Source organism: Bariatricus sp. HCP28S3_F11 (assembly GCF_052065395.1).
Taxonomy (GTDB): domain Bacteria; phylum Bacillota; class Clostridia; order Lachnospirales; family Lachnospiraceae; genus Allocoprococcus.
Genome location: NZ_JBQHUC010000008.1, coordinates 90,779 through 111,751, shown reverse-complemented (window position 1 = coordinate 111,751; position 20,973 = coordinate 90,779). Strand labels below are relative to the sequence as shown.

Annotated in this window: 22 protein-coding genes; 2 read left to right on the top strand and 20 right to left on the bottom strand. The window is 45.0% G+C overall.

The features are described from left to right. Positions 1-302: 302 nt before the first annotated feature. A complete protein-coding gene (locus ACTNBR_RS06120) occupies positions 303-1,568 on the bottom strand; it encodes a hypothetical protein (protein ID WP_441017103.1) in 1,266 nt (421 codons plus the stop codon). A gap of 376 nt (positions 1,569-1,944) precedes the next feature. Between ACTNBR_RS06120 and ACTNBR_RS06115 the strand changes: the two genes are divergently transcribed. Then, entirely contained in the window at positions 1,945-3,312 is a 1,368-nt protein-coding gene (locus ACTNBR_RS06115) for a tyrosine-protein phosphatase (protein ID WP_441017100.1), read from the top strand. 278 nt (positions 3,313-3,590) lie between these two features. On the opposite strand, the gene ACTNBR_RS06110 is transcribed toward ACTNBR_RS06115, so the two are convergent. The 18 genes from ACTNBR_RS06110 to ACTNBR_RS06025 all read right to left on the bottom strand — a co-directional run bounded on the left by ACTNBR_RS06110 (position 3,591) and on the right by ACTNBR_RS06025 (position 19,269). Then, a complete protein-coding gene (locus tag ACTNBR_RS06110; RefSeq protein WP_441017097.1) occupies positions 3,591-3,995 on the bottom strand; it encodes a hypothetical protein in 405 nt (134 codons plus the stop codon). Positions 3,996-4,109: 114 nt separating this feature from the next. Beyond that, complete coding sequence (locus ACTNBR_RS06105) at positions 4,110-4,820, bottom strand: TraX family protein (RefSeq protein WP_441042681.1); 711 nt, start codon at positions 4,818-4,820, stop codon at positions 4,110-4,112. A 135-nt stretch (positions 4,821-4,955) separates the two neighbouring features. Further along, the gene (locus ACTNBR_RS06100) at positions 4,956-5,267 is read right to left on the bottom strand and encodes a hypothetical protein (RefSeq protein ID WP_427806603.1); all 312 of its coding nucleotides are present in this window, start codon (positions 5,265-5,267) and stop codon (positions 4,956-4,958) included. 110 nt (positions 5,268-5,377) lie between these two features. Beyond that, entirely contained in the window at positions 5,378-5,557 is a 180-nt protein-coding gene (locus ACTNBR_RS06095) for a hypothetical protein (RefSeq protein WP_427806601.1), read from the bottom strand. Positions 5,558-5,578: 21 nt separating this feature from the next. Then, positions 5,579-6,862 carry a bifunctional phosphoribosyl-AMP cyclohydrolase/phosphoribosyl-ATP diphosphatase HisIE gene (gene hisIE / locus ACTNBR_RS06090; protein ID WP_427806600.1) on the bottom strand — a complete coding sequence of 428 codons (1,284 nt, stop codon included), beginning with the start codon at positions 6,860-6,862 and terminating at the stop codon, positions 5,579-5,581. 24 nt (positions 6,863-6,886) lie between these two features. Further along, the gene (gene hisB, locus ACTNBR_RS06085) at positions 6,887-7,477 is read right to left on the bottom strand and encodes an imidazoleglycerol-phosphate dehydratase HisB (protein ID WP_441017094.1); all 591 of its coding nucleotides are present in this window, start codon (positions 7,475-7,477) and stop codon (positions 6,887-6,889) included. 3 nt (positions 7,478-7,480) lie between these two features. Continuing rightward, entirely contained in the window at positions 7,481-8,782 is a 1,302-nt protein-coding gene (gene hisD / locus ACTNBR_RS06080) for a histidinol dehydrogenase (RefSeq protein WP_427806598.1), read from the bottom strand. Positions 8,783-8,785: 3 nt separating this feature from the next. Continuing rightward, complete coding sequence (gene hisG / locus ACTNBR_RS06075) at positions 8,786-9,433, bottom strand: ATP phosphoribosyltransferase (protein WP_427806597.1); 648 nt, start codon at positions 9,431-9,433, stop codon at positions 8,786-8,788. A gap of 11 nt (positions 9,434-9,444) precedes the next feature. After that, positions 9,445-10,692, bottom strand: coding sequence for an ATP phosphoribosyltransferase regulatory subunit (gene hisZ, locus ACTNBR_RS06070; protein WP_441017091.1), 1,248 nt, complete (start codon positions 10,690-10,692; stop codon positions 9,445-9,447). 136 nt (positions 10,693-10,828) lie between these two features. Further along, a complete protein-coding gene (locus ACTNBR_RS06065; protein WP_427806594.1) occupies positions 10,829-11,371 on the bottom strand; it encodes a Holliday junction resolvase RecU in 543 nt (180 codons plus the stop codon). After that, positions 11,329-12,360: an RluA family pseudouridine synthase gene (locus ACTNBR_RS06060; RefSeq protein ID WP_441017088.1), complete on the bottom strand. Its 1,032-nt coding sequence runs from the start codon at positions 12,358-12,360 to the stop codon at positions 11,329-11,331. The genes ACTNBR_RS06065 and ACTNBR_RS06060 overlap by 43 nt, the downstream gene beginning before the upstream one ends. 12 nt (positions 12,361-12,372) lie before the next feature. Beyond that, positions 12,373-12,948, bottom strand: a complete 576-nt coding sequence (locus ACTNBR_RS06055) for a hypothetical protein (RefSeq protein WP_427806592.1) — start codon at positions 12,946-12,948, stop codon at positions 12,373-12,375. A gap of 44 nt (positions 12,949-12,992) precedes the next feature. Then, positions 12,993-13,757: an SDR family NAD(P)-dependent oxidoreductase gene (locus ACTNBR_RS06050; RefSeq protein ID WP_427820531.1), complete on the bottom strand. Its 765-nt coding sequence runs from the start codon at positions 13,755-13,757 to the stop codon at positions 12,993-12,995. Positions 13,758-13,761: 4 nt separating this feature from the next. After that, the gene (locus tag ACTNBR_RS06045) at positions 13,762-15,675 is read right to left on the bottom strand and encodes a YgiQ family radical SAM protein (RefSeq protein WP_441017085.1); all 1,914 of its coding nucleotides are present in this window, start codon (positions 15,673-15,675) and stop codon (positions 13,762-13,764) included. Beyond that, positions 15,676-16,344, bottom strand: a complete 669-nt coding sequence (locus ACTNBR_RS06040) for an HAD family hydrolase (protein ID WP_441017082.1) — start codon at positions 16,342-16,344, stop codon at positions 15,676-15,678. Next, complete coding sequence (locus tag ACTNBR_RS06035; RefSeq protein ID WP_441017079.1) at positions 16,338-17,042, bottom strand: pseudouridine synthase; 705 nt, start codon at positions 17,040-17,042, stop codon at positions 16,338-16,340. Before ACTNBR_RS06035 ends, ACTNBR_RS06040 begins: the two co-directional genes overlap by 7 nt. Further along, complete coding sequence (locus tag ACTNBR_RS06030; protein WP_441017106.1) at positions 17,039-18,430, bottom strand: RsmF rRNA methyltransferase first C-terminal domain-containing protein; 1,392 nt, start codon at positions 18,428-18,430, stop codon at positions 17,039-17,041. The genes ACTNBR_RS06035 and ACTNBR_RS06030 overlap by 4 nt, the downstream gene beginning before the upstream one ends. Positions 18,431-18,468: 38 nt before the next feature. After that, on the bottom strand, positions 18,469-19,269 hold the full coding sequence (locus ACTNBR_RS06025; RefSeq protein WP_441017076.1) for a M23 family metallopeptidase: 801 nt from the start codon (positions 19,267-19,269) through the stop codon (positions 18,469-18,471). Positions 19,270-19,406: 137 nt separating this feature from the next. Here ACTNBR_RS06025 and ACTNBR_RS06020 point away from each other — a divergent pair, with 137 nt between their 5' ends. After that, positions 19,407-20,345: a nucleoside recognition domain-containing protein gene (locus tag ACTNBR_RS06020; RefSeq protein ID WP_441017073.1), complete on the top strand. Its 939-nt coding sequence runs from the start codon at positions 19,407-19,409 to the stop codon at positions 20,343-20,345. Between the two features lie 21 nt (positions 20,346-20,366). Here the strand turns inward: ACTNBR_RS06020 and ACTNBR_RS06015 are convergent, their stop codons facing one another. Then, on the bottom strand, positions 20,367-20,963 hold the full coding sequence (locus tag ACTNBR_RS06015) for an ATPase (protein WP_427806584.1): 597 nt from the start codon (positions 20,961-20,963) through the stop codon (positions 20,367-20,369). Positions 20,964-20,973 lie beyond the last annotated feature (10 nt).

The following is a 20,973-nucleotide window of genomic DNA, read 5'->3' as shown; positions in this document are numbered from 1 at the left end:
CCGTATTATCGCTGTCAATCTGCCATTAGCTCCCAGACTGCGCGGTCGATTCTTTAAAGGACGGAAAAATAATTTGTCGTTTGCGTCTCCCTCAATTCGCTGTCCAACAGTTTATTATCAAGGCACCTAAGGCTGAGAAGGCCGAATAGGATATGCATTCCAAGAATGAGTTAAAATAATGAAAAATCCGCGGAGTGTCGCAAAATAACTGATCAAGAGGTTATTTCGCGACACTCCGCGGGTTTAGTTGTCATGCATACGCCAAAAAGATCCAGTGGATCTATTTTAGTTTCTTTCTATTCTTACTTTGGAAGTTTGAACGAAGCCATATTCTTTTCAAACGGTCCGCTCAATGTATATGGGATTTCTTCGGCTTCCAGTTCACGCATAAAGCCTTCAATATATCTTGTATCATTTACTACTTGCTCGAATGTCACACCGATTTTGTCATTTAATGACATAACTTCCAGCATAAGATGACCGTCCGTGATAACATCACCGGTTTCGATATAATCAATCATATCGCCCCATTTTGTCCAACCGGTATAGCTAACCATAAAGGAGTCCTGAACACTTGCTGATATGCCCTTATTCTGCTGACAATATGCCACCTTTTCCTCAAGCGTCGTACAACTATCTGCATTGTTGAGACGATCAAACATTCTTTTTCCATCATAAATAGCATTCTCCGGCTGGGTTTGTAGGATGACTGCCCCCCTCGTGACTGTACAAAGTCTATCCAGAGTAGCATCTGCCATTTTATCCGGATAACAAACATGGACTGATCTAACAATGTCACAGGTTGTATTCGGGCAACCAACCTCATTTCTGAAATTATGCATGATTTTTGATTGAATCGGCAGTTTCTTATCTCCCCACATCTTATACAACATACGGAACATTAAAGCGGACAATAATGTGGCAGGACTTCCGTCCGATGTTTTCGCTTTAGCCATGAATTCTTTCTGAGAAAATTCAATATGATAATAACAATCTAATGCTCTTTCAGGATTTGTGAATGCTGCCATATAATCGGCAAGAGGCAGTTCTCCGTCACTTATTCGATCAAATGCCATCGGTTTTACATCAGGAAGTTTGTCCGGATCCAGATAATCGCGTTCCCCCGGCTTAAGTGGTTCTCCCGGAAGTTTCAGATCTTCAACAGTAAATTGAATCGAATAACGTTCAGTCAGATAACAATAGAGAATCGTTCTAATCAATTCGAAGGTGCCGCATCCGCCGGCCAACATATGACTTATGTTCAAACCAATTGATTTACCTGAATAGTCTACGGAAACGAGATGATTATTGACTTCCTGCGAATTGAGCGCTCTCGACTTTCCTGTATTCTCATAAACAACTATCGGTTGATCATTATCGACGAAAAGATATTCTTCTCCCGACCGGATCAACGATTTCTTAAAATAAGGATATCTTGTCATTGCTAAATCCACAGCTTTTTCAAGATAATAAGGATCCACATCGTCTTTTAGTTGCATCAGTAATCTAACTGTATAGCTCATTCTGCCAATATCATATGGCGATATATCACTTGTATATTTATTCATAACTAATCTTCTCCTTCTATCTTCTGTTAATAAGATGCTGATTTTAATTCCTGAGCCTATTATCTTTTTTATTTCCAAATTGCACTGATGTATTAGTATTGAATCTTTTCATGTACCGCATTTCTTGATTTAAATCATTCGTTACGAATAAAGGATAACATATTTACCATATAATATCAATATGTTGCGTAATTCTCACCCGAGTCCCTAAAATGTGTTTTCATCATTTCATCTTGAACCATATTATTTTGCATGGTAAAATTAAGAATAATATAATCATTTGGTACATTTATCTACTTTGAAAAGCTGAGTAAAAGCCTTAAATCGTATAAATATGAAGAAGACTATAGTGAGGAAATAAAGGAGGAAAATCCCTATGAAAAAAGTAGTATCCTTGTTGTTGAGCGTCGTACTGATGGTCGGATTGGTTCTGCCTGCATCCGCAGCGGAAACCTCTTACCCGACGTTTGAAAGCGGCGTTCAGGAGATTCAAAAGTATGGAAATATTGTTCTGGATGTAGAGCCAGAGAAACTGCTGGAAGCCGGCTATGAATACGGTGATATTCTTTCTGTGACCATTGACGGAAAGACGTATCAGATTCCTTTATGCACCAACTATTCTGATGTAGACACCGGATCTTATGTGGCACGGGATAAGGATAATAAGCTGATTCTTGCGATTAACACAGGAGATTTTGCCACAGCAAATGGTATTGCCGAAAAGAAAACTGCAGAGGATAAATCTTTCACCTGGGTGTTTCCCGCCGGAAAGAGCATGGAGGATCTGGTAGTTTCCATTTCCATGGGTGAGAAGGGAGGCTATTATGACCAGTATCTCATCCATCAGCTGGTGAGAACCAACGAACGTGCGGACTACGATTCCGATCAGATTTTTGCAAATTTTCGCAATATCGCATCCGGTGATCTGGGCAAGAACGCTCTGTTTCGCAGCAGCAGTCCCATAAATAATGAATTTAACCGTGCTGCCTATGCCGATGAATTTGTGGAAGCTAACGAAATACAGACGGTGATGAACCTGGCGAACTCCGATGCGGATATTGACGGCTATATCGCCCAGGATAGCTTTGATTCCCCCTACTATGCGTCTTTGTATCAGAACGGTCAGGTGAAGGCGCTGAACTTAAGCTTAAACTTTGTGGCAGAGGACTTCAAGAACGGTCTGGCGGAAGGACTGCGCTTCTTCACTGTTAATGAGGGACCTTATCTGGTTCACTGCGATGAGGGAAAGGATCGGGCAGGATTTGTTTCTGCTCTGCTGGCCTGCTATATGGGTGCATCTTACGAACAGGTGGTGGAGGACTATATGCAGACCTATATCAACTACTATCATCTGGAGAAAGACAGCGAAAAATATATTGCAATAAAGAACAGCAACATTGATTCCACACTGCGAATGATCACAGGTTCTTCCGAAAGCGCGGATCTGACCAGAGTCGATCTGGCCGCTGCCGCAGGGGATTATTTGAAGAGTATCGGATTATCAGATGCTGAGTGCGAGGCACTGAGATCCAATCTGGCAAAAGATTATGAGACGGCGGATCAAGCTGCTTCTGGAGTTCCTGTCACTTATACAGTTGTGCCAGGTGACTGTTTATGGAATATTTCCCTGTATTTTTATGGTACCGGAACTCGTTGGAGAGAGATTTATGAGGCTAACCGTAAAAGCATTCGCAATCCCAGGATTATTTATAGCGGCCAGGTGTTGGAAATCCCGGCCGCATGATACGGATACGCGTTTTAATCCGTGTTTTTCTGCCGTCCAATACGGTATCTCATCAATAAAACGCCACAGATCCGCCACATCGGTTGGGGGAATGTAACCGCCCGGAGCCCGCATATTGACTTCCAGTCCCAGGAGATCTCCCTTGAGCCCAAGTCCTTCTTTGTTTTCATCCAGACGGAAGAATTCAAAGTGAAAGAATCGGTGGCGGGTACCAAATGCCTTCACTACTCGGCTTCCTGTCTCGTATAAATCCAGTGTCTGGACATTCTGGGTGTAGCTCAAATTCTCTCCACTTCCAAGCAGCATATCCATAGGAGTCTGCTCCATAACCTGTCCGGTGCAGAAAAGAATGTATCATCTTCGGTCATCTGGCGCGGTTCGGAGGATAGCGCGGTAATCCGGTAATCTGTATCATCGATGGTTACCGTCATTCCTTCTTCCACGGAAGCGATATTCTCTTCTGAAATATAACAAACGGTTCGCGTTCCGTCAGAAACTGCCGCAGTACGCACGGTTGTGTCAAGTCTACCGAACACGCCCCAGCAGCACACGCCGATCAGGATCAGAATGACGGCACACAGCGTCATCCAGACACCGGGACTTGCGACACGGATATAATCATTCAGATTTTCAGGGAAAGTGATCTTCTCCATACTTTTTTTGCGGAATAATTGGTCGTTCATTTCTATCTTTCTCCATCCGTTTCATTACGCCTCGGCGTAATTGCTTTGCGCTTGTTTCAGTATAGCATATTGTACAAAAAAACTCCATACGAAACAGAACGAATCGTTTTTAAATTATATCTTTAACAAAAAAGTGCATGCCGACAGAACCAGCAAATGAAGTGGATAAAACAGATAAAACCAGTTTCGGGGAAGGATCCCGTCCCCCTTTTCACCGTTGTATTTTCTGACAAGAATGAATGCGAGAGCTGCTGTCAGTTCATAAAGAGAAAGAACGACTCCGGCGATACACAGCTTTTTACGGTCATTCCGGAACAGATACAAGGCTGCAATCAGAAGAATGCCCATATAAGAATAATCAAATCGTCCCGCCGTGGCCGCCACACATCCCGCCAGGGTCGATGCCGCTATCATGAAACTTCGGATCAGAGGCGAATGTTCCCATGTTTCTGCCTTCTCAAGCGCGTAAAGAAGCAGGATTCCGGTAAAGAGGGTAAAGAAAACATTCTGCTTTTGCAGATCCAACCGGCCAAAAAAGGTAAGATCGAAAGGAATTTCTGAAATCAGGGCGAAGAAACCCATGCGCATCAAATATTTCCTGCGGTCACCGGTGTGGCAGAAACCTTCAATCAGCAGAAAACAGATGAGCGGGAATGCGATCCGACCGATCAGCCGGCACGTTACAGCCAGCATGTGGAAGCCGGTAATCTGATAAAGGGAAGTATTTTCAATCAGTACGGCGCCGGCATGGTCGATCAGCATGGACCACATTGCAAAGAATTTCAGATCCTCTCCGTGATACGTTCGTTTGTTTATCATCAGCATTTTTTCATACGACTCCTTTTTTCGTTCTGGTGTATACTTTCAAGTACGCCTCGGCGTACTTGCTGCAACTCGCCACCTATAGCGGTGGGAGTCTTATCTTCTTTTAAGATAAATTCTCACAGCCCAAAAGTCAATTCACAGATTCAGAAACTGATTTACATAGCTTCTGTAATCCGGCTGTGCCTGGATTTCTTTTATGATTTCTGTCTGTGAGAATTTCCAGATGTGCTGGTTGTTGTAGTCGGAAGAAAGAAACACGGCAAAAAAGATCAGACTCAGCAGAATCCGGGTCCCCAGTGTTCCGGACGGTGTATGTACAGCTTCTTCTCCGTAAAGATTCCGGTAGATCGCCCGATAGCGAGGATGGACAGCCGGGGCACTCCCGGTCATCCCCGTTTTTCTGGCCGCACGCAGTAGTTCTTCTCTTTGCTTTTGAGTATTTGCCATGGTGGAACGCTCCTTTCAATCAGGGAAGAATAATGATTATTATGTAAAAAAAGCCGGCATATATCTTAGAAAAATATATGCCGGGGTGTCGGTTTCTATGAGCTTGATTACTAAAGTATTCTTATGCTTGCCTTTTCCGCAGAAGCTGACTTTGCACCGGCGGAATCGATATTATTTGTTTGGGAAGACTGTTCTTCAGAACCTGTCTGTATCGGATAGCTTTCATACCACTTTTCTCCACCGCTCACCTGATCCAGTTCTTCATCTTTTAATTTCTTTTCTTCTAACATGATTTTAACGCCTTTCTTTATTTATCTGTCTGCAAGTTCCTGTACGATATCGTCCCAGGTTACACCGCGCTCTACCATAAGCACCATTGCATGGTAAAGAAAATCTGAGATCTCGTATTTGATCTCTTCCGGATTCGGATTCTTGGCCGCAATCACGATTTCGGTTGCTTCCTCTCCTACTTTTTTCAGGATCTTATCGATTCCTTTATCGAAAAGATAATTCGTGTAGGAACCTTCTTTCGGATGAATCTTGCGGTCCTGAATTGTCTGATATACACTTTCGAATACCTGCAGCGGATTGGTCTCATCATAATCGCTTCCGACCACCGGCTGGAAGAAACAGGTCGGATTGCCGGTATGGCAGGCTGCTCCCACCTGATCCACCTTTGCGAGCAAGGTATCTTTGTCGCAGTCGATGGTGAGGGATTTGACATACTGGAAATGACCGGAAGTCTCCCCTTTCGTCCAGAGGCTCTGACGGCTGCGGCTGAAATAGGTCATCCTTCCGGATTTCACCGTCTGTTCAAACGCCTCCTGGTTCATATAGGCCAGCATCAGCACCTCGGATGTCTTATAGTGCTGTACGATAACCGGAAGCAATCCATCCGAATTTAGTTTGAATTCGGAGAAATCCATCTTGCTTTCGAAGGATGTCATTCGAATTCCTTCCTTAGCGCAAGTTTCCTTATAGGCGGTGAAATCCATTCCTTTCTGGCTTACATAGCGTCCGGAGAGTCCCTTGACACCCGGACATTTCAGAATTTTAAGAAGCTCCGGTTCTTCCAGTGTATCGGTAACCACAACACATGGTATATCCGTGATATTCATGACCGAATCCAGATCCAGTCTGTGCATGAAAATGATCTCGCTGCTGTAGTTTTGAATGGTATGCTGCTGTTTAAAAAGTGCATCAAAATCATTTAAAGACACTGCGATTTTATCTTTTCCAAATCGTTTGGAAACTTCTTCCATCAGTTTTCCGGCATCCGGCTTGGAGAAATTCAGCATGGCGCGTTTAGCACCCGCATAGAGAATCTTCTTTACATCTTCCTGACGTCTCACATTTCCGCCTGCGACCATCGGAATATGAATGACACGATTGATCTTTTTCATCAGATCGATGGATTCGTCGTGGTCTTCGTCGGAGTCGGAAAGATCAAACACAAGAAGTTCATCCGCGCCGTGATTGTTGTACTCTTTTGCAAGCGCAACCACATCGTCGGATACAATTTCCATATTGTCAAACCATTTTACTGCTTTCCCTTTATTGATAAAAATACAGGGAATTAATCTTTTATAACTCATGTTAAACTCCTTTTCCGTCGTTTCTTATAGGGTTCCTTTCGTAGACCATACCTCTTTCATTCTTGGTTCTTCCATGCAGGCCATGTCCAGAGCTTTTCCGAATGCTTTGAACAGAGCTTCTGCCATGTGATGATTGTTGACTCCGTCGAGAATTTTCAGATGAAGATTCATGGCCGCACTGTAGGAAACGGCATAGAAGAATTCGCGCACCATTTCGGTGTCCATCTCCCCGATCCGTTCGGATGTAAAGGATGCATCATAATTCAGGTACGGTCTGCCGGAGAGATCAATAGCACAAAGAGCCAGTGTCTCGTCCATCGGAAGCAGAAAATGTCCGTAACGCTTGATTCCTTTCTTATCGTCCAGTGCTTTTTGAATCGCCTGTCCGAGTACGATTCCGGTATCTTCGATGGTATGGTGACAATCCACATCGAGATCCCCGTTCACGTTGACTCTAAGATCGAAAAGTCCGTGACGGGCAAAACCGGAAAGCATATGATCGAAGAAACCGATTCCGGTGGAAATATCAGTCATACCCTGTCCGTCCAGATTCAGCTCGACGGTAATCTGTGTTTCTTTTGTAATTCTTTCAACTATTGCACTTCGATCCGGCATATTCTATTCCTCCTCATTTTCAAAACGAACATGTACGGAATTGGCATGTGCGGTAAGCTGTTCTGCTTTTGCAAAGGCTTCGATATCTTTGTGAACCCTGGAAAGGGCATCTTTGGAGTAAGAAATAATACTGGACTTCTTCACAAAATCGTCTACGGAGAGCGGTGAGAAGAATTTGGCCGTTCCGTTGGTCGGCAGGATATGGTTCGGCCCCGCAAAATAATCTCCAAGAGGTTCGCTTGCGTATTCTCCGATGAAAATCGCTCCCGCATTACGAATCTTAGTCATCACTTCAAATGGATTCTTAGTCTGGATCTCCAAATGTTCGGAAGCGATCTCATTTGCCACATCGATCACATCATCCATCGTATCTGCAATCAGAATATAACCATAGTTGTCGAGAGATTTTGCAATGATCTCAGACCGGGAAAGAACTTTCAGGAATCCGTCCACTTCGTTGGAAACAGCTTTTGCAAGTTCCTCGCTTGTAGTAACCAGGATCGCAGAAGCCAGTTCATCATGTTCCGCCTGAGACAACAGGTCTGCGGCTACATATCTTGGATTTGCAGTTTCATCGGCAATCACCAGAATCTCGCTTGGGCCGGCGATGGAATCGATGCTTACATGTCCATAGACCGCCTTCTTTGCAAGTGCCACATAAATATTTCCCGGGCCCACGATCTTATCTACTTTTGGAATGGATTCCGTTCCGTACGCAAGGGCTCCGATTGCCTGTGCCCCGCCTACTTTATAGATTTTATCGACTCCTGCTTCTTTTGCCGCAACCAGCGTATTGGGACTGATCTTTCCTTCTTTACCTGGTGGTGTAACCATAATGATCTCATCCACACCGGCAACCTTTGCAGGCATGACGTTCATAAGTACGGAAGACGGGTAGACTGCTTTTCCGCCCGGTACATAGACTCCGACTCTCTGAAGCGGTGTGACTTTCTGTCCAAGGATGGTTCCATCCGGTTTGCTGTCGAACCAGCTGTTCTGACGCTGTTTTGCATGGAAATTTTCAATGTTGTTACGGGCTTTGCGGATCACATCCAGCAGGGAAGCATCCACTTCCTGATAGGCCTCTTCGATCTCTGCTTCGGTCACCAGAATGTTGTCCGCTGAAATCTCAGCTCCGTCGAATTTTCTGGTAAAAGCAAACACAGCTTCGTCTTTTTTCTCTTTCACTTCGTTCAGAATGGACTGTACGCTTGCTTCATACTGTCCATAGCTGTTCGGACTTCTTTTCAGAAGATCCTCAAGAAGATTCTGTTTCGTATCTTTATTCAGCTTTTGTATTCTCATCGTCTATTCTTCTCCTTTCAAAATCGTACGCATATTCATCAGAAGTTCTTTGATTCGTTTGTTCTCCAGACGCATACTGACCGGATTGACGATCATACGCGCAGAAAGCGGACAAACCTCTTCCAACACCGTCAGACCGTTTTCACGCAGAGTAGATCCGGTTTCCACGATGTCAACGATTACTTCGGAAAGTCCGACGATTGGTGCCAGTTCAATAGAACCGTTGAGCTTGATGATCTCCACAGTCTGATGTCGGGTGTTGTAGAAATAGTCCTTTGCAATCGCCGGGTATTTCGTTGCAACCCGGATCAGTTCGTGGTTATCCAGGCAAGATCTGGCTTCGGCAGGACCGCACACACACATCCGGCATTTCCCGAATCCGAGATCCAGTACTTCATGCACTTTTCTGCCGGCTTCCAGAATGGTGTCCTTTCCGACAACACCGATATCTGCCGCACCATATTCTACATAGGTTGGCACATCCGGCCCTTTTGATAAAAAGAATTTCAGTTTCAGTTCTTCGTTTACAAAAATCAGTTTCCGGGAATCTTTATCCTTCATCTCGTCACAGGTAATTCCCATCTGCTCTAACAGTTCCAGCGTCTGTCTTGCAAGTCGTCCCTTACAGAGGGCAAATGTTAAATATCTCATGTCCTTCATCGTTAATCCCTACTTTTTATTATTTTCTGTTCACCGGTCTGAAGATTGAACATTCGTATCTGACTGGTATTTTGAAGATACAAAAGTCCTCCAGCAAGCGTTCGTTTACCGTAGTCGATATAGAACTCGACCGAACGGTCCTCTTCTTTCATCAGTAATTCTGTGTTTTTATCTTTGCTTCGGAATTCGCGCGCCAGCAGTACAGCATCTTTCTGCCGTCCTTCATCGTAAATGATGAGCGTATTCTTCTGACCATGAGGAATCCGGATCTTCTGGCGCTGCAGTGCGTTCATCAGATCATCGATCACGATGGCAAATCCGATCGACGGCATGGACCTTCCAAATTTTTCTACCAGTTGATCGTAACGTCCTCCTTTTACGATGGCATCGCCTGTTCCGAATGTATAGCCGCGGAAAATGATTCCGGTATAGTATCCGTATGTTCCACACATACTCAGGTCAAAACTGATATAATCAGATACATTGTAAGCTTTCAGTACTTCATAGATAGCTTCCAGACGCTTGACTGCCTTGAGTGCTTTGGAACTCGGTGCGATCCGTTTTGCCTGTTCCAGGATTTCCACGCCGCCTACAAGCTCGGAAAGGGCGGAAAGCGCTTCCCGGGTGCTGCGCTTTACCTCTGCTTCTGTCAGCAATTCGTCCATTCCGAAATAATTCCGGTTTGCGATCAGCTCCCGTAGGCGTATTTCGGTTTCTTCATCCACGTGTGCGTCTTCCATCAGACTTTGGAAGAAGTCGACATTTCCGACATTGATCTGGAATTCCTCGAGCCCTGCCTTTTTCAGGCAGTCCACCACCAATGCGAGCATTTCGGCATCGGCATCTACGCTGTCAAGCCCCAGAAATTCAGCTCCAATCTGGGTGCTTTCCCGCAATCTTCCTTGGTAGCTGGAATGATTGATAAAAGTATTTCCGACATAGCATAGGCGTGCCGGGAATTCATGTTCTCCGAGAAGGGTTGCGGCAACTCGCGCAATCTGCGGTGTCATATCCGGTCTTAGTACAAGTGTGTTCCCCTCCCGGTCAAAAAATTTATATAATTCCTTTGAAGGAATCGTTCCGATCTCTTTGCGGAATACGTCAAAAAATTCAAATGTAGGTGTCTGAATATCATGATATCCGTATAAATGGAGTACTTTATGGAGGCGGTTTGTCAGCGCAAGCTTTCTGGCACACTCATCCTTATAAATGTCTCTGACGCCCTCCGGGGTATGTAATAACTGCTTCATAAATTGATAACTCCTTTTTATGTTCTGATTTTATTCTTTCTTCAGATATGCCATAGGCATGATGTGTTCATTCACTTTAGCGTGCTACCACGTTAAACAAAGCCTTGTTGTATTATAAGGATTTTCCCACTAATTGTCAAGGTGTATCTTCTCGTAAATCCAGGTCTTTTTGTATCATTTCCAGATACGGAACATAGATTCCGCCTTTTAACTGCATGAAAAATGCAGGATTCAGTTCTTCTTGCCTCACACTTTTTCGACCACCCTCCTGCCCTCGCATCCAGAAATGTTTCAGTTCCTGAAAGCGCATGTAATAGAGTTCGTTTTTTGCACTGTAATAAATTATGATAAAGGAAATTCCGTCCTGTTTCTCAAAATTTTCCATGAATGTGACCTGATGCTCATGGATATTGTGAAGCGGAAAGGTATCGGTATTACATTCCTTGGCATCGAAGCAGACAGGAATCCCCTGTACAGCTCCGATATAATCTACGGTACTGCGCTGGTCGAAATACGCCAGCGTGATATGACGGTTTTCTTTGTCCATTCGTACCGGTGTGATCGGTGTGGGAATCTTCTGGATCAGGGCAAGCCCCTGATCCAGATAGCGTTCATTGGTACGGTTAATAAAATCTTCTAGCGTTGAACCGCGCAGTCCTCTTGAATTCCAGGTTGCCATGCCAGATGTTCTCCTTTTATAATCTGTTCCATCATTTCAGGAATCGGAGCAGTCACTGTTTTGCTGGATAATCCCGAAAGGGCTCCATCGCAGATCGGGAACTCCATCTTCCATGCGTGAAGGAGTTGTGCTTCTAAGTGATAGCTCTTTTTGAAATAAGAATTGACTCCGAACGAACCGTATTTATAGTCTCCAATCACTGCATGCCCGATAGATGCAAGGTGTGCACGGATCTGATGGGTCCTTCCGGTGATCAAATGTACTTCAAGAAGTGTCTGTCTGCCGTTTGAGGCAAGGGGACGATAAGCCGTCTCAATTTCCTGCATCCGGGGCTCTTCTGTCTGACTGATTCTTACCTTATTGGTCTGTTCGTCTTTCACCAGCCATCCGTGGATATGTGTTTCTTTGGTAAGTTCACCGTTTACAATGGTAAGATAGTACTTTTTCATCGTTCTTAAGCGAAACATTTCCCCAAGCTGCTGCAAAGCGCGAAGTGTCTTTCCCGCAGCGACCAGGCCGCTTGTATTCCGATCCAGACGGTTACAGATACCGGGCTTAAAGCTTTTTAGTTCTTCTAAGGAGAGCGATCCGCTTTTGAGCATGTACGCAATCACATATTCGTTGAGTGAAATATCCTGTGGTTTTGCTTTCTGAGAAAGCATCCCGGAAGGTTTGCCGACAAGAAGAACCTCTGAATCCTCGTACAGAACCTGAAATGGAGTTTTTTGCTCTTTCAGACGCAGAAATTCATTCTGAATCGTCTCTTTTTTGCCTGAAAATTTTTGTATGGTTTCTTCCGCAAGAAAGAGTGTGATCTCATCTCCGGCTTTCAGTTTTTCATTTCCCTGAGCTCTTGCTCCATTTAATTTAATATTTTTCTTCCGAAGCATTTTATAGAAAAAGCTTTTTGGAGCTTCGCTTAAGTGTTTGGTCAGTAATTTGTCAAGACGTTGTCCGGCCTCGTTTGGTGAAACGATGATTTTCTGCATGACGGTCTCCTTCTACAGAGAAATATCCATTATAATCTGCTTGATATCATCTTCCAGACGCTGCTGATCTGCGCGTTCAACTGCGGCAATGTTATTCATTCCTTCAGCTCTGCTAAGAAAAGCAACATAATCATGGAAAATCTTAACGGTTACTTTCTCAATTTTATTCTGTGCAAGTATGGACTTGATATGCCTTGCGCAGTAATTCGTATCGACCTTTTTGTTTCGGGCATATCCACAGATCGTTTTACCTGAAATGGCAATTGCATCAACCGGCATCGCTTTTCGTTCACTGGTGATGACCAGGTCATAGAGCATCGTCAGGTATTCCGTCACACCGGAAATCTCAAGCTCTGTCGCCTCATCCATGGAATGGTGCGGAAGGAGCATGATCAGATTGACCAGTGCTCTGCATGCCGGTAAGCATGCAAGGATGGCTACCAGTGTAAATATATTCAGTCTTGTATGGTTCAGAAGATATCCGGCAATAAGAAGCCCTCCGATCAAAGATGCCTCCAGAATCAGCTCGATCATAAGCTGAACTTTTCTTTTTTTCAGATATCCTGCTTCTCCCTTATGTATTTTCATTTGTTATCCCGCCTTACTTTTTATATCATTGATTCATTGTGAAGTTATCCGAGTTTTTCCATCGCTGCCAGAATCATGTGATCCGGAAGCAGCTTGGCCGCAGCCTGTGCCGCTTTCATCGGGATTCCGTAGACAGACATAGATTTGCGGTTTCTGGCATCGATAAGAGCCTTTCTCACTACGGAAGGTGCATCACTGAGAACCTTTTTTTTCATCAGACTGTTATTGGTCCCTGCTACATCAAAGAATTCGGTATCTACCGGTCCCGGACAGACAGCTGTGACAATAATTCCTTTCTTTCTGACTTCGGCACCAAGCCCTTTGGAAAAGCTGAGTACATAGGATTTTGTGGCTGCATATACCGCGAATCCGCTCTGTGGGCAGAACGCAGCAGCACTGGCCACATTTATGATCCGGCTCCCTTTTGACATGTAAGGAAGGCAAGTCAGAGTCATCTCGGTAAGTCCCCGGCAATTCAGATCGATCATGCGGAGCTGCAGTTTTTTATCTTCGGCTGCAATCTCTTCGATCGTTCCCATTTTCCCGAATCCGGCTGCATTTACCAGCATTCGGACATCCGGATTCTGATTTTCCAGGCGGTTCAGCACCTGCTTGTAAATTAGATCCTCTTCCATATCTCCTGCAAAGACACGGATATACACTGGAAGCTTTTCTTTCAGTTCTTCCAGCCTTTCGGCTCTTCGCGCAACCACCCAGATCTCATCCAGATTCTTATAGAGACGTGTAATCTGTCTGACAAATTCACGGCCGAGCCCGGAAGATGCTCCGGTTACAATTGCTATCTTCATCGTATCACCTCTTCTTTCTTACGTTTGATTTCTTTGTGGGAACGGTTTTCTTTTTCATATCCGTATTTTTCTTTGAATCTTTCTTTTTCTTTGATTCTGTATTCTGTTTTTCAGAACGCAGTTTTCTGGGACGAATCAGACATTTTTCTCCGAATCCGACCAGATCCATACGTCCTGTCTTCTTCAGTGCTTCCATGACCAGATCGTAATTCTGAGGGTTACGATACTGGATCAATGCCCGCTGCATCGCTTTTTCATGCGGATTCTTTGGCACATAGACCGGCTTCATGGTACGCGGGTCTACACCAGTATAGTACATGCATGTAGAAATCGTGGACGGTGTCGGATAGAAATCCTGTACTTGTTCGGGCATATACCCAAGATCTCTCAGATATTCTGCAAGACATACTGCATCTTTAAGTGTAGATCCTGGGTGCGAAGACATCAGATAGGGAACCAGATACTGCTTCAATCCCATTTTCTGATTCAGCTTCTCATATTTTTTTGTGAATTTTTCATATACGGCATGTTCCGGCTTGCCCATCATCTTCAAAACATCATCCGATACGTGTTCCGGTGCGACTTTCAGCTGGCCGCTGACATGATATTGACAGAGTTCCCGGAAGAACGTGTCGTCCGAATCCGCCAGAAGATAATCAAACCGGATTCCAGAACGAATGAAAACTTTTTTCACCTTCGGCAGTTCTCTTAATTTCCTTAACAGAGCCGTATAGTCTGTATGATCGGCAATCAGGTTTTTACAAGGGGCCGGGAACAGACACTGTTTGTTCGGACAGGCGCCGTATTTTAATTGCTTCTTGCAGGCGGGTGCACGGAAATTTGCAGTTGGTCCACCTACATCGTGAATGTAGCCTTTGAAATCCGGGTCTTCTGTAAATCCCTTTGCTTCTTCAATTAAAGATTCATGGCTTCTTGTCTGAATGATACGACCCTGATGGAAAGTCAGTGCGCAGAAATTGCAGCCGCCGAAACAGCCTCTGTTGCTGATCAGGCTGAATTTCACTTCACTGATCGCCGGTACTCCTCCGAATTTTTCATAGGACGGATGATACGTTCTCATATAGGGAAGGCTGTACACATCATCCATTTCCTGCTGGGTAAGTGGTTTCGCCGGTGGATTCTGAACCACATAAAGATGGTCAGAATAAGGTTCCACCAGACGTTTGCCGGAATAGGGATCCGTATTCTGATACTGGGTGTAGAAACTCTTGGCATAGAGAAGCTTGTCTTCTTTCATTGCTTCGTAGGATTCCAGCATGACTGCATCATAAATGCTGTCCAGACTCTTCACTTTGCAGACAGTTCCGTCAAGATAGGTCAGATCTTTGACATCGAGTCCGGCATCCAGTGCCTCTGCAATCTCAATGATCGAGCGTTCCCCCATTCCATAGGAAATCAGATCTGCTCCGGAATCCAGAAGGATGGAGCGTTTCAGACGGTCTGACCAGTAATCGTAGTGGGCAAGTCTTCGAAGGCTTGCTTCGATTCCCCCTAAAATAATCGGAGTCTTTTTATAACGCTGGCGGATCAAATTCCCATAAACCACAGCGGCATAATCGGGACGTTTTCCCATCACGCCTCCGGGAGTGTAGGAATCCTGATGGCGCCTTTTCTTTGAAACGGTATAATGATTGACCATGGAATCCATATTTCCCGCAGAAACCAGAAAGGCCAGACGCGGTTCCCCGAATTCGCAAATGCTGTCCGGCGTTTTCCAGTCCGGCTGTGACAGGATTGCAACCCGGTATCCGTGTGATTCCAGAAGCCTTGTAATGATGGCATGACCAAATGAGGGATGATCCACGTAAGCGTCTCCGCACACATAGACAAAATCAACCTGATCCCATCCTCTGTCCTGCATTTCCTTTCTGTTAATTGGTAAAAATCCCTGACTCATTTATAATACCTCGAATGTTTGATTTTTTATATCATGATAGCTGTGAATATAATAATCGGCAAGCTGCCGTTTCTTCTCTTCCTGCCAGCTGGAAAATGCATCTTCTACAGCACACACCTTCATACCGGCATTTTTCCCGGCAAGGATGCCCATCGGTACATCTTCAAACACCAGGCATTTCTCCGGCGCAATGCCAAGATTATTTGCAGCAGCCAGATACACGTCCGGGGCCGGTTTGCCCTTCTTCACTTCACAGGATGTGCAGATTACATCAATATCATTCTGGATTCCCAGAGCATTCAGTGTGGCCAGAACCAGTTTCCGGTCATTGCTGGTCGCTATGGCGGTACGGATCCGGTTTTTGTGGATTCCATGCAGGAACTCCTTTGCACCGTCTTTCAGCCTGACTTCATGCGTATATTTATGCAGTGCCATCTCATACCATTCCTGTTTTATTTCCTCGATCGTGCGCGGAAGTTCGGGAAAGACATCCAGATAATACTGTGCTGTCTCTGTAAAACTTTTCCCTTCCATCTGTTCGTAAAAATCCTCCGGCGCACGAAGATCGTATTTCTCAATATATTCTTTGTCGATTTCGACCCAGACCCACATGGAATCAACCAATGTTCCGTCCAGGTCAAAGATCACGGCTTCCATTTCTTCTAACATAACTTCTTCAGTTCCTCCTCGGTCAATGGACGATACTCTCCTTCTCTGAGCTGTGGATCCAGTACAAGTGTTCCCATGGACTCTCGCCGCAGATAGATCACCTTCTTGCCCCGAGCTTCGAACATTCTTTTGACCTGATGAAAACGTCCTTCCTGAATAGTAAGACGGATCTCGGATTCTTTCCCGGAAGTCAGGATCTCAAGTCTGGCCGGAAGGGTCAGCTTCTCGTCTCCTATATCTATTCCCTGTGCAAATGCATCTGCATCTTCAGAATTAACTTCTCCGTCTATTTTTGCATAATAAATCTTATCGACATGTTTTCCGGGCGCCAGGAGGCGATGCGACAGTTCTCCGTCGTTGGTGACAAGAAGCAGTCCTACCGTATCCTTGTCCAGTCTTCCTACGGGAAAGAGATCCTTTCTCCGCTGTTCTTTGAACAGATCAAGCACGGTTTTCTCTTTTGGATCTTTTGTCGCAGAGACCACTCCGGCCGGTTTGTTCATCATGTAATATTCCATCCGGCGATACACAACTTCTTTTCCGTTCACCGCGATTTTCTGCGTATCGGCATCAACCTTCAGTTCCGGTTTTTTCACCGTCACGTCATCGACTTTTACCATTCCCTGACGAATTGCTTTCTTAATCTCACTTCGTGTACCCATACCCATGTCGGCAAGGTATTTGTCTAACCGGATCATGCAGACTGATTCCTCCATCCTGGCAGATATTTATTCTTCAGTGTTCCTCCTGCAAGCTTGCCCCATCCAAGCGGATATCCGTCCACACAGACAAGATGCCATCCCTTTGCCCGGGAAGAAACAAGATCATCTACGTCGATGGTCTCACCTTTCAGATAACGCTGTACACGTGTATCTTCCGCTTTTAGATCCAAGGTATGGGCATATGATTCCATCGAAAGATTCATGGCAAGCGCCTGGCTTGGCTCAAAACGCTTTTTCTTTAGTTCTCCAAGCAGAAGGCCGCTTCTCAGAAAACGGATTCCCTTTAGATCAGGCAGATCCTCCGGCATGTAATAAACCCTTTCATTGCGGATATCAAGGCGTTCCGGCTTCAGATTCCATGCGACATCCGCAAAAAATTCAGAAAGCTCTTCCGGAATTTTCCTGCCCCCCTTTGCGGAAGGATAATGATCGGCATCATGTTCTGTATCCGCCTGTCCTTTTTGCAGAAGTGCCAGGAAATGCCCCTCGCCTCTCATGCGGTGCGGGAAAATGCGTACGGTTTTCGTCAGTTTGGGAATTCCTCCGTCTATTGCCGATGGGATTCCTTCTGCAAAGCCCTCATATCCTTTCATCTCAAGAATTTCAAATTCCGGATATTCCTTCAAAAGATGCATGATCGTACCTTCATTCTCTTCCGGATCGAAGGTACATGTTGAATACAGCATCATGCCTCCCGGCTTCAGCATGCGTGCAGCCTGGGTGATGATACTTCGCTGGAGTTTCGCAAAAAAGGATGGGCCATGTTCTTCCCAGGCTTTTACCATCTTCCTGTCCTTGCGGAACATCCCTTCTCCCGAGCAGGGAGCATCGATAAGAATCTTGTCAAAATATCCGGTAAAATAGTTCTCCAGCTTACCCGGTTCTTCACTGAGGACCAGCATGTTCCCGATGCCGAATACTTCCAGATTCTTAAGAAGCCCCTTTGCACGGGAACTGCTGATATCATTGGCAACCAGTACCCCTTCTCCCATAAGCTTTGCTCCAAGTTCCGTTGCTTTTCCGCCGGGGGCTGCACATACATCCAGCACACGTTCTCCCGGTGATACAGGAAGCCGATTGGCCGGTGTCATCGCGCTGGGCTCCTGCAGATAATACAGCCCTGCAAAATAGTAGGGGTGTTTCGCCGGCGCGACCTGCTCCCCGTCATAATAAAATCCATTTTCAATCCACGGGATCGGTGTCAGCGGAAATGGTGCAATTTTCAGGAAGTCCTCCACAGAGATCTTTCGTGTATTAACCCGAAGCCCATAATAACGCGGCTCCTCGTAACAGCGGATATATTCCTCAAATTCAGAGCCCAGAAGGCACTGCATCTTTTCTTCAAATCTTTCTGGCAATTGTATCATGAATCTTTCCTCCATATCGTTTAAGTATAACATAGTTAGAATGAACAGGAAAGTTTTTTCTCTTCCAATGTTCGTAAAATCCAGTACGGATTCACACTGATCTCATTTTCGCCAGGATATAAATAGATACCGATATGGAGATGCGTCGGAAACATTCCTTTTGTCCCTTCTTCCCCATAACCAGTATTTCCCATAAATCCGATGAGATCTCCCGCACAAACAGTGTCTCCTTCCTCCAGATCCGCATAGGAATCCAGATGTGCATAATAATAATAGCCGCCTTGAGCAGACAGAATTCCGATACGGTATCCGCCCCTTTCCAGCCAGCCTTTATTCATAACAGTGCCGTCCGAAATACTGACAACCGGATACAGACCGGGTACATCTTTCGAGGCCATAAGATCAGTACCCTCATGTCCTCGTTTTCCACCATAGGTGCGTTCGTTCATCCAGGAATCCGTAAAATGGACCTGATATTCCTCATGTACAGTTGAGTTCGGCACCGGAAAATAAATTGCTTCATTCCAGATTGCACAGCAGGCGTCCCTGTACGCTCTCCAGGCAGGCCTGGAGGTCCACAGCTTTTCCTCCCCGTTTTCAAATCCCCCCAGCATCATCAGCGCTGCGGATGTTCCCCGGTCCTCCGGCTGCATCTCTTTCAGTATCTTGAGATTCTCCTCACCGATTTCATGAGAGCGGAATTCATCCGAAAATATCGTCGTATCATTCAGTTTTGTCAGACGTGCCTTCATCTTCAGATTTGTGTTAAGAATCATAACAAGAAAGGCAGCACCCAGTAGATACAGAAGGAAAAGGCCGGATTTGTTTTTACGCATCCAGACGCATCTCCGTTTTTTTATGAATCTATGCGTAATAGCGAAATCTTATGTTATTTTCACTGGATCCGGAAATGGAATAAACTGTGATATTGTCCCGTATATTGTGAAGAAAAGATTTTGTATTTTGAGGTTTTATGAAGCATAATCTCAACACATTATTCCTGATCACACTTTTTGTTCTGATGCTTACTTTCCCGGGAGTAGTATTTGCAGGTGCCAGAGAGGGGCTTCTTCTATGGTTTCGAACGGTTCTTCCCACCCTGTTTCCGTTCATGGTTATCACCGGTCTGCTTACAGGAAGCAGTGCTCTGGAAGCAATATCTTCTCTTTTGCATCCGGTAACCGGTGCATTATTTCAGATATCGCCGGCTTCTTCTCTTGCCGTTCTGACCGGCTTTTTCTGCGGATATCCAATGGGTGCAAGAACCTCCGTAAGTCTTGTGAAATCCGGATATATTTCCGAAAAAGAAGGTGAATATCTGTTGTCTTTTTGTAACAACACCAGTCCGATGTTCGTCATTAGCTATGTATGCATGCAAACGCTGAAGCGAAAAGATCTGGCTTTGATAAGTCTTATGATTCTGGTCTCATCCTCGGTAATCTGCAGTTTCATTTTTCGCAACTTTTACGGTAGAACCAGTACCCCGAGAGCATCCAAAATTATGGCGGATCTCTCATCGAAGCCGGAAACGATGTTGGAACTTCTTGATGACTGTATTACAGAGAGCTGTGAAGGAATTGTGAAAATAGGCGGATATATCATCGTCTGCTCCATTGCGCTTGCATTGCTCAAGGAGATTCCTTGCAGAAATTTGATCTGGTGCAATTTGATTCTTCCCTCTATAGAAATCACAGCCGGTATCAGCATGCTGGCAAATAGCCGGTTTCTCTTTCCAATCCGGTATGCTCTTATGATGGCACTTATTTCTTTTGGTGGAATCTGTGCTGTATTTCAGACCAGATGTATGACTGCGAAAACCGATTTCTCCATGGCACGCTACATAACAGAAAAGCTGATTACCGCTTTGGTAACCAGCCTTTTATCTTTTGCCTTTGTGACATTGTATCGTTGATGAATTGCCGTGCTCCCCTTATTATTCTTCCGGTAATTCTTCTGTACCGAATTCTGCTTCAAGTCCTCGAGCAGATTTATCCGGTATTTCAAGTTCTGCGCGGTTGTTACGTACAACATCGTAGCATTCCTGCAGAGAATTCACAAGTCCGTCATACTTCGTCGTATAACTGTCCAGCGTATGACCAATGATGCTTTCGGCATTTGCAAGAAGATCATCCGCATACTGCATCGCACCGATGCGGATATCGTTTGCATCGTTCGTTGCATTATCCAGGATCTGCTGAGCCTGCTCTGTGGCCGCCATTACGATCTCATTTGCCTGAGAATATGCCTGCTGCATGATCTCATGTTCACTTACAAGCTCGTTGGTGTGGATCTGCGCTTCCTCGATCATGCTTTCTGCTTTAGACTGGGCATCGGCAAGGATCGCATCTTTGTTTGCGATAATCTTCTGATAGCGCTTGATCTCATCCGGAGTTTTCATACGGAGTTCGCGAAGAAGTTCATCCATCTGATCCTTATTTACAATAATTTTAGTTGTAGATAAGGGCTGAAATTTACAACTGTCGATGTACTCTTCAATTTCTTCAATAATCTGTTCAATACGGCTGCTCATAATTTACACT

Coding starts and splice junctions, on each gene's coding strand:
- ACTNBR_RS06120 (WP_441017103.1), bottom strand. CDS start 1,568: ATGAATAAATATACAAGTGATATATCGCCATATGATATTGGCAGAATG.
- ACTNBR_RS06115 (WP_441017100.1), top strand. CDS start 1,945: ATGAAAAAAGTAGTATCCTTGTTGTTGAGCGTCGTACTGATGGTCGGA.
- ACTNBR_RS06110 (WP_441017097.1), bottom strand. CDS start 3,995: ATGAACGACCAATTATTCCGCAAAAAAAGTATGGAGAAGATCACTTTC.
- ACTNBR_RS06105 (WP_441042681.1), bottom strand. CDS start 4,820: ATGCTGATGATAAACAAACGAACGTATCACGGAGAGGATCTGAAATTC.
- ACTNBR_RS06100 (WP_427806603.1), bottom strand. CDS start 5,267: ATGGCAAATACTCAAAAGCAAAGAGAAGAACTACTGCGTGCGGCCAGA.
- ACTNBR_RS06095 (WP_427806601.1), bottom strand. CDS start 5,557: ATGTTAGAAGAAAAGAAATTAAAAGATGAAGAACTGGATCAGGTGAGC.
- hisIE (WP_427806600.1), bottom strand. CDS start 6,862: ATGAGTTATAAAAGATTAATTCCCTGTATTTTTATCAATAAAGGGAAA.
- hisB (WP_441017094.1), bottom strand. CDS start 7,477: ATGCCGGATCGAAGTGCAATAGTTGAAAGAATTACAAAAGAAACACAG.
- hisD (WP_427806598.1), bottom strand. CDS start 8,782: ATGAGAATACAAAAGCTGAATAAAGATACGAAACAGAATCTTCTTGAG.
- hisG (WP_427806597.1), bottom strand. CDS start 9,433: ATGAGATATTTAACATTTGCCCTCTGTAAGGGACGACTTGCAAGACAG.
- hisZ (WP_441017091.1), bottom strand. CDS start 10,692: ATGAAGCAGTTATTACATACCCCGGAGGGCGTCAGAGACATTTATAAG.
- ACTNBR_RS06065 (WP_427806594.1), bottom strand. CDS start 11,371: ATGGCAACCTGGAATTCAAGAGGACTGCGCGGTTCAACGCTAGAAGAT.
- ACTNBR_RS06060 (WP_441017088.1), bottom strand. CDS start 12,360: ATGCAGAAAATCATCGTTTCACCAAACGAGGCCGGACAACGTCTTGAC.
- ACTNBR_RS06055 (WP_427806592.1), bottom strand. CDS start 12,948: ATGAAAATACATAAGGGAGAAGCAGGATATCTGAAAAAAAGAAAAGTT.
- ACTNBR_RS06050 (WP_427820531.1), bottom strand. CDS start 13,757: ATGAAGATAGCAATTGTAACCGGAGCATCTTCCGGGCTCGGCCGTGAA.
- ACTNBR_RS06045 (WP_441017085.1), bottom strand. CDS start 15,675: ATGAGTCAGGGATTTTTACCAATTAACAGAAAGGAAATGCAGGACAGA.
- ACTNBR_RS06040 (WP_441017082.1), bottom strand. CDS start 16,344: ATGTTAGAAGAAATGGAAGCCGTGATCTTTGACCTGGACGGAACATTG.
- ACTNBR_RS06035 (WP_441017079.1), bottom strand. CDS start 17,042: ATGATCCGGTTAGACAAATACCTTGCCGACATGGGTATGGGTACACGA.
- ACTNBR_RS06025 (WP_441017076.1), bottom strand. CDS start 19,269: ATGCGTAAAAACAAATCCGGCCTTTTCCTTCTGTATCTACTGGGTGCT.
- ACTNBR_RS06020 (WP_441017073.1), top strand. CDS start 19,407: ATGAAGCATAATCTCAACACATTATTCCTGATCACACTTTTTGTTCTG.
- ACTNBR_RS06015 (WP_427806584.1), bottom strand. CDS start 20,963: ATGAGCAGCCGTATTGAACAGATTATTGAAGAAATTGAAGAGTACATC.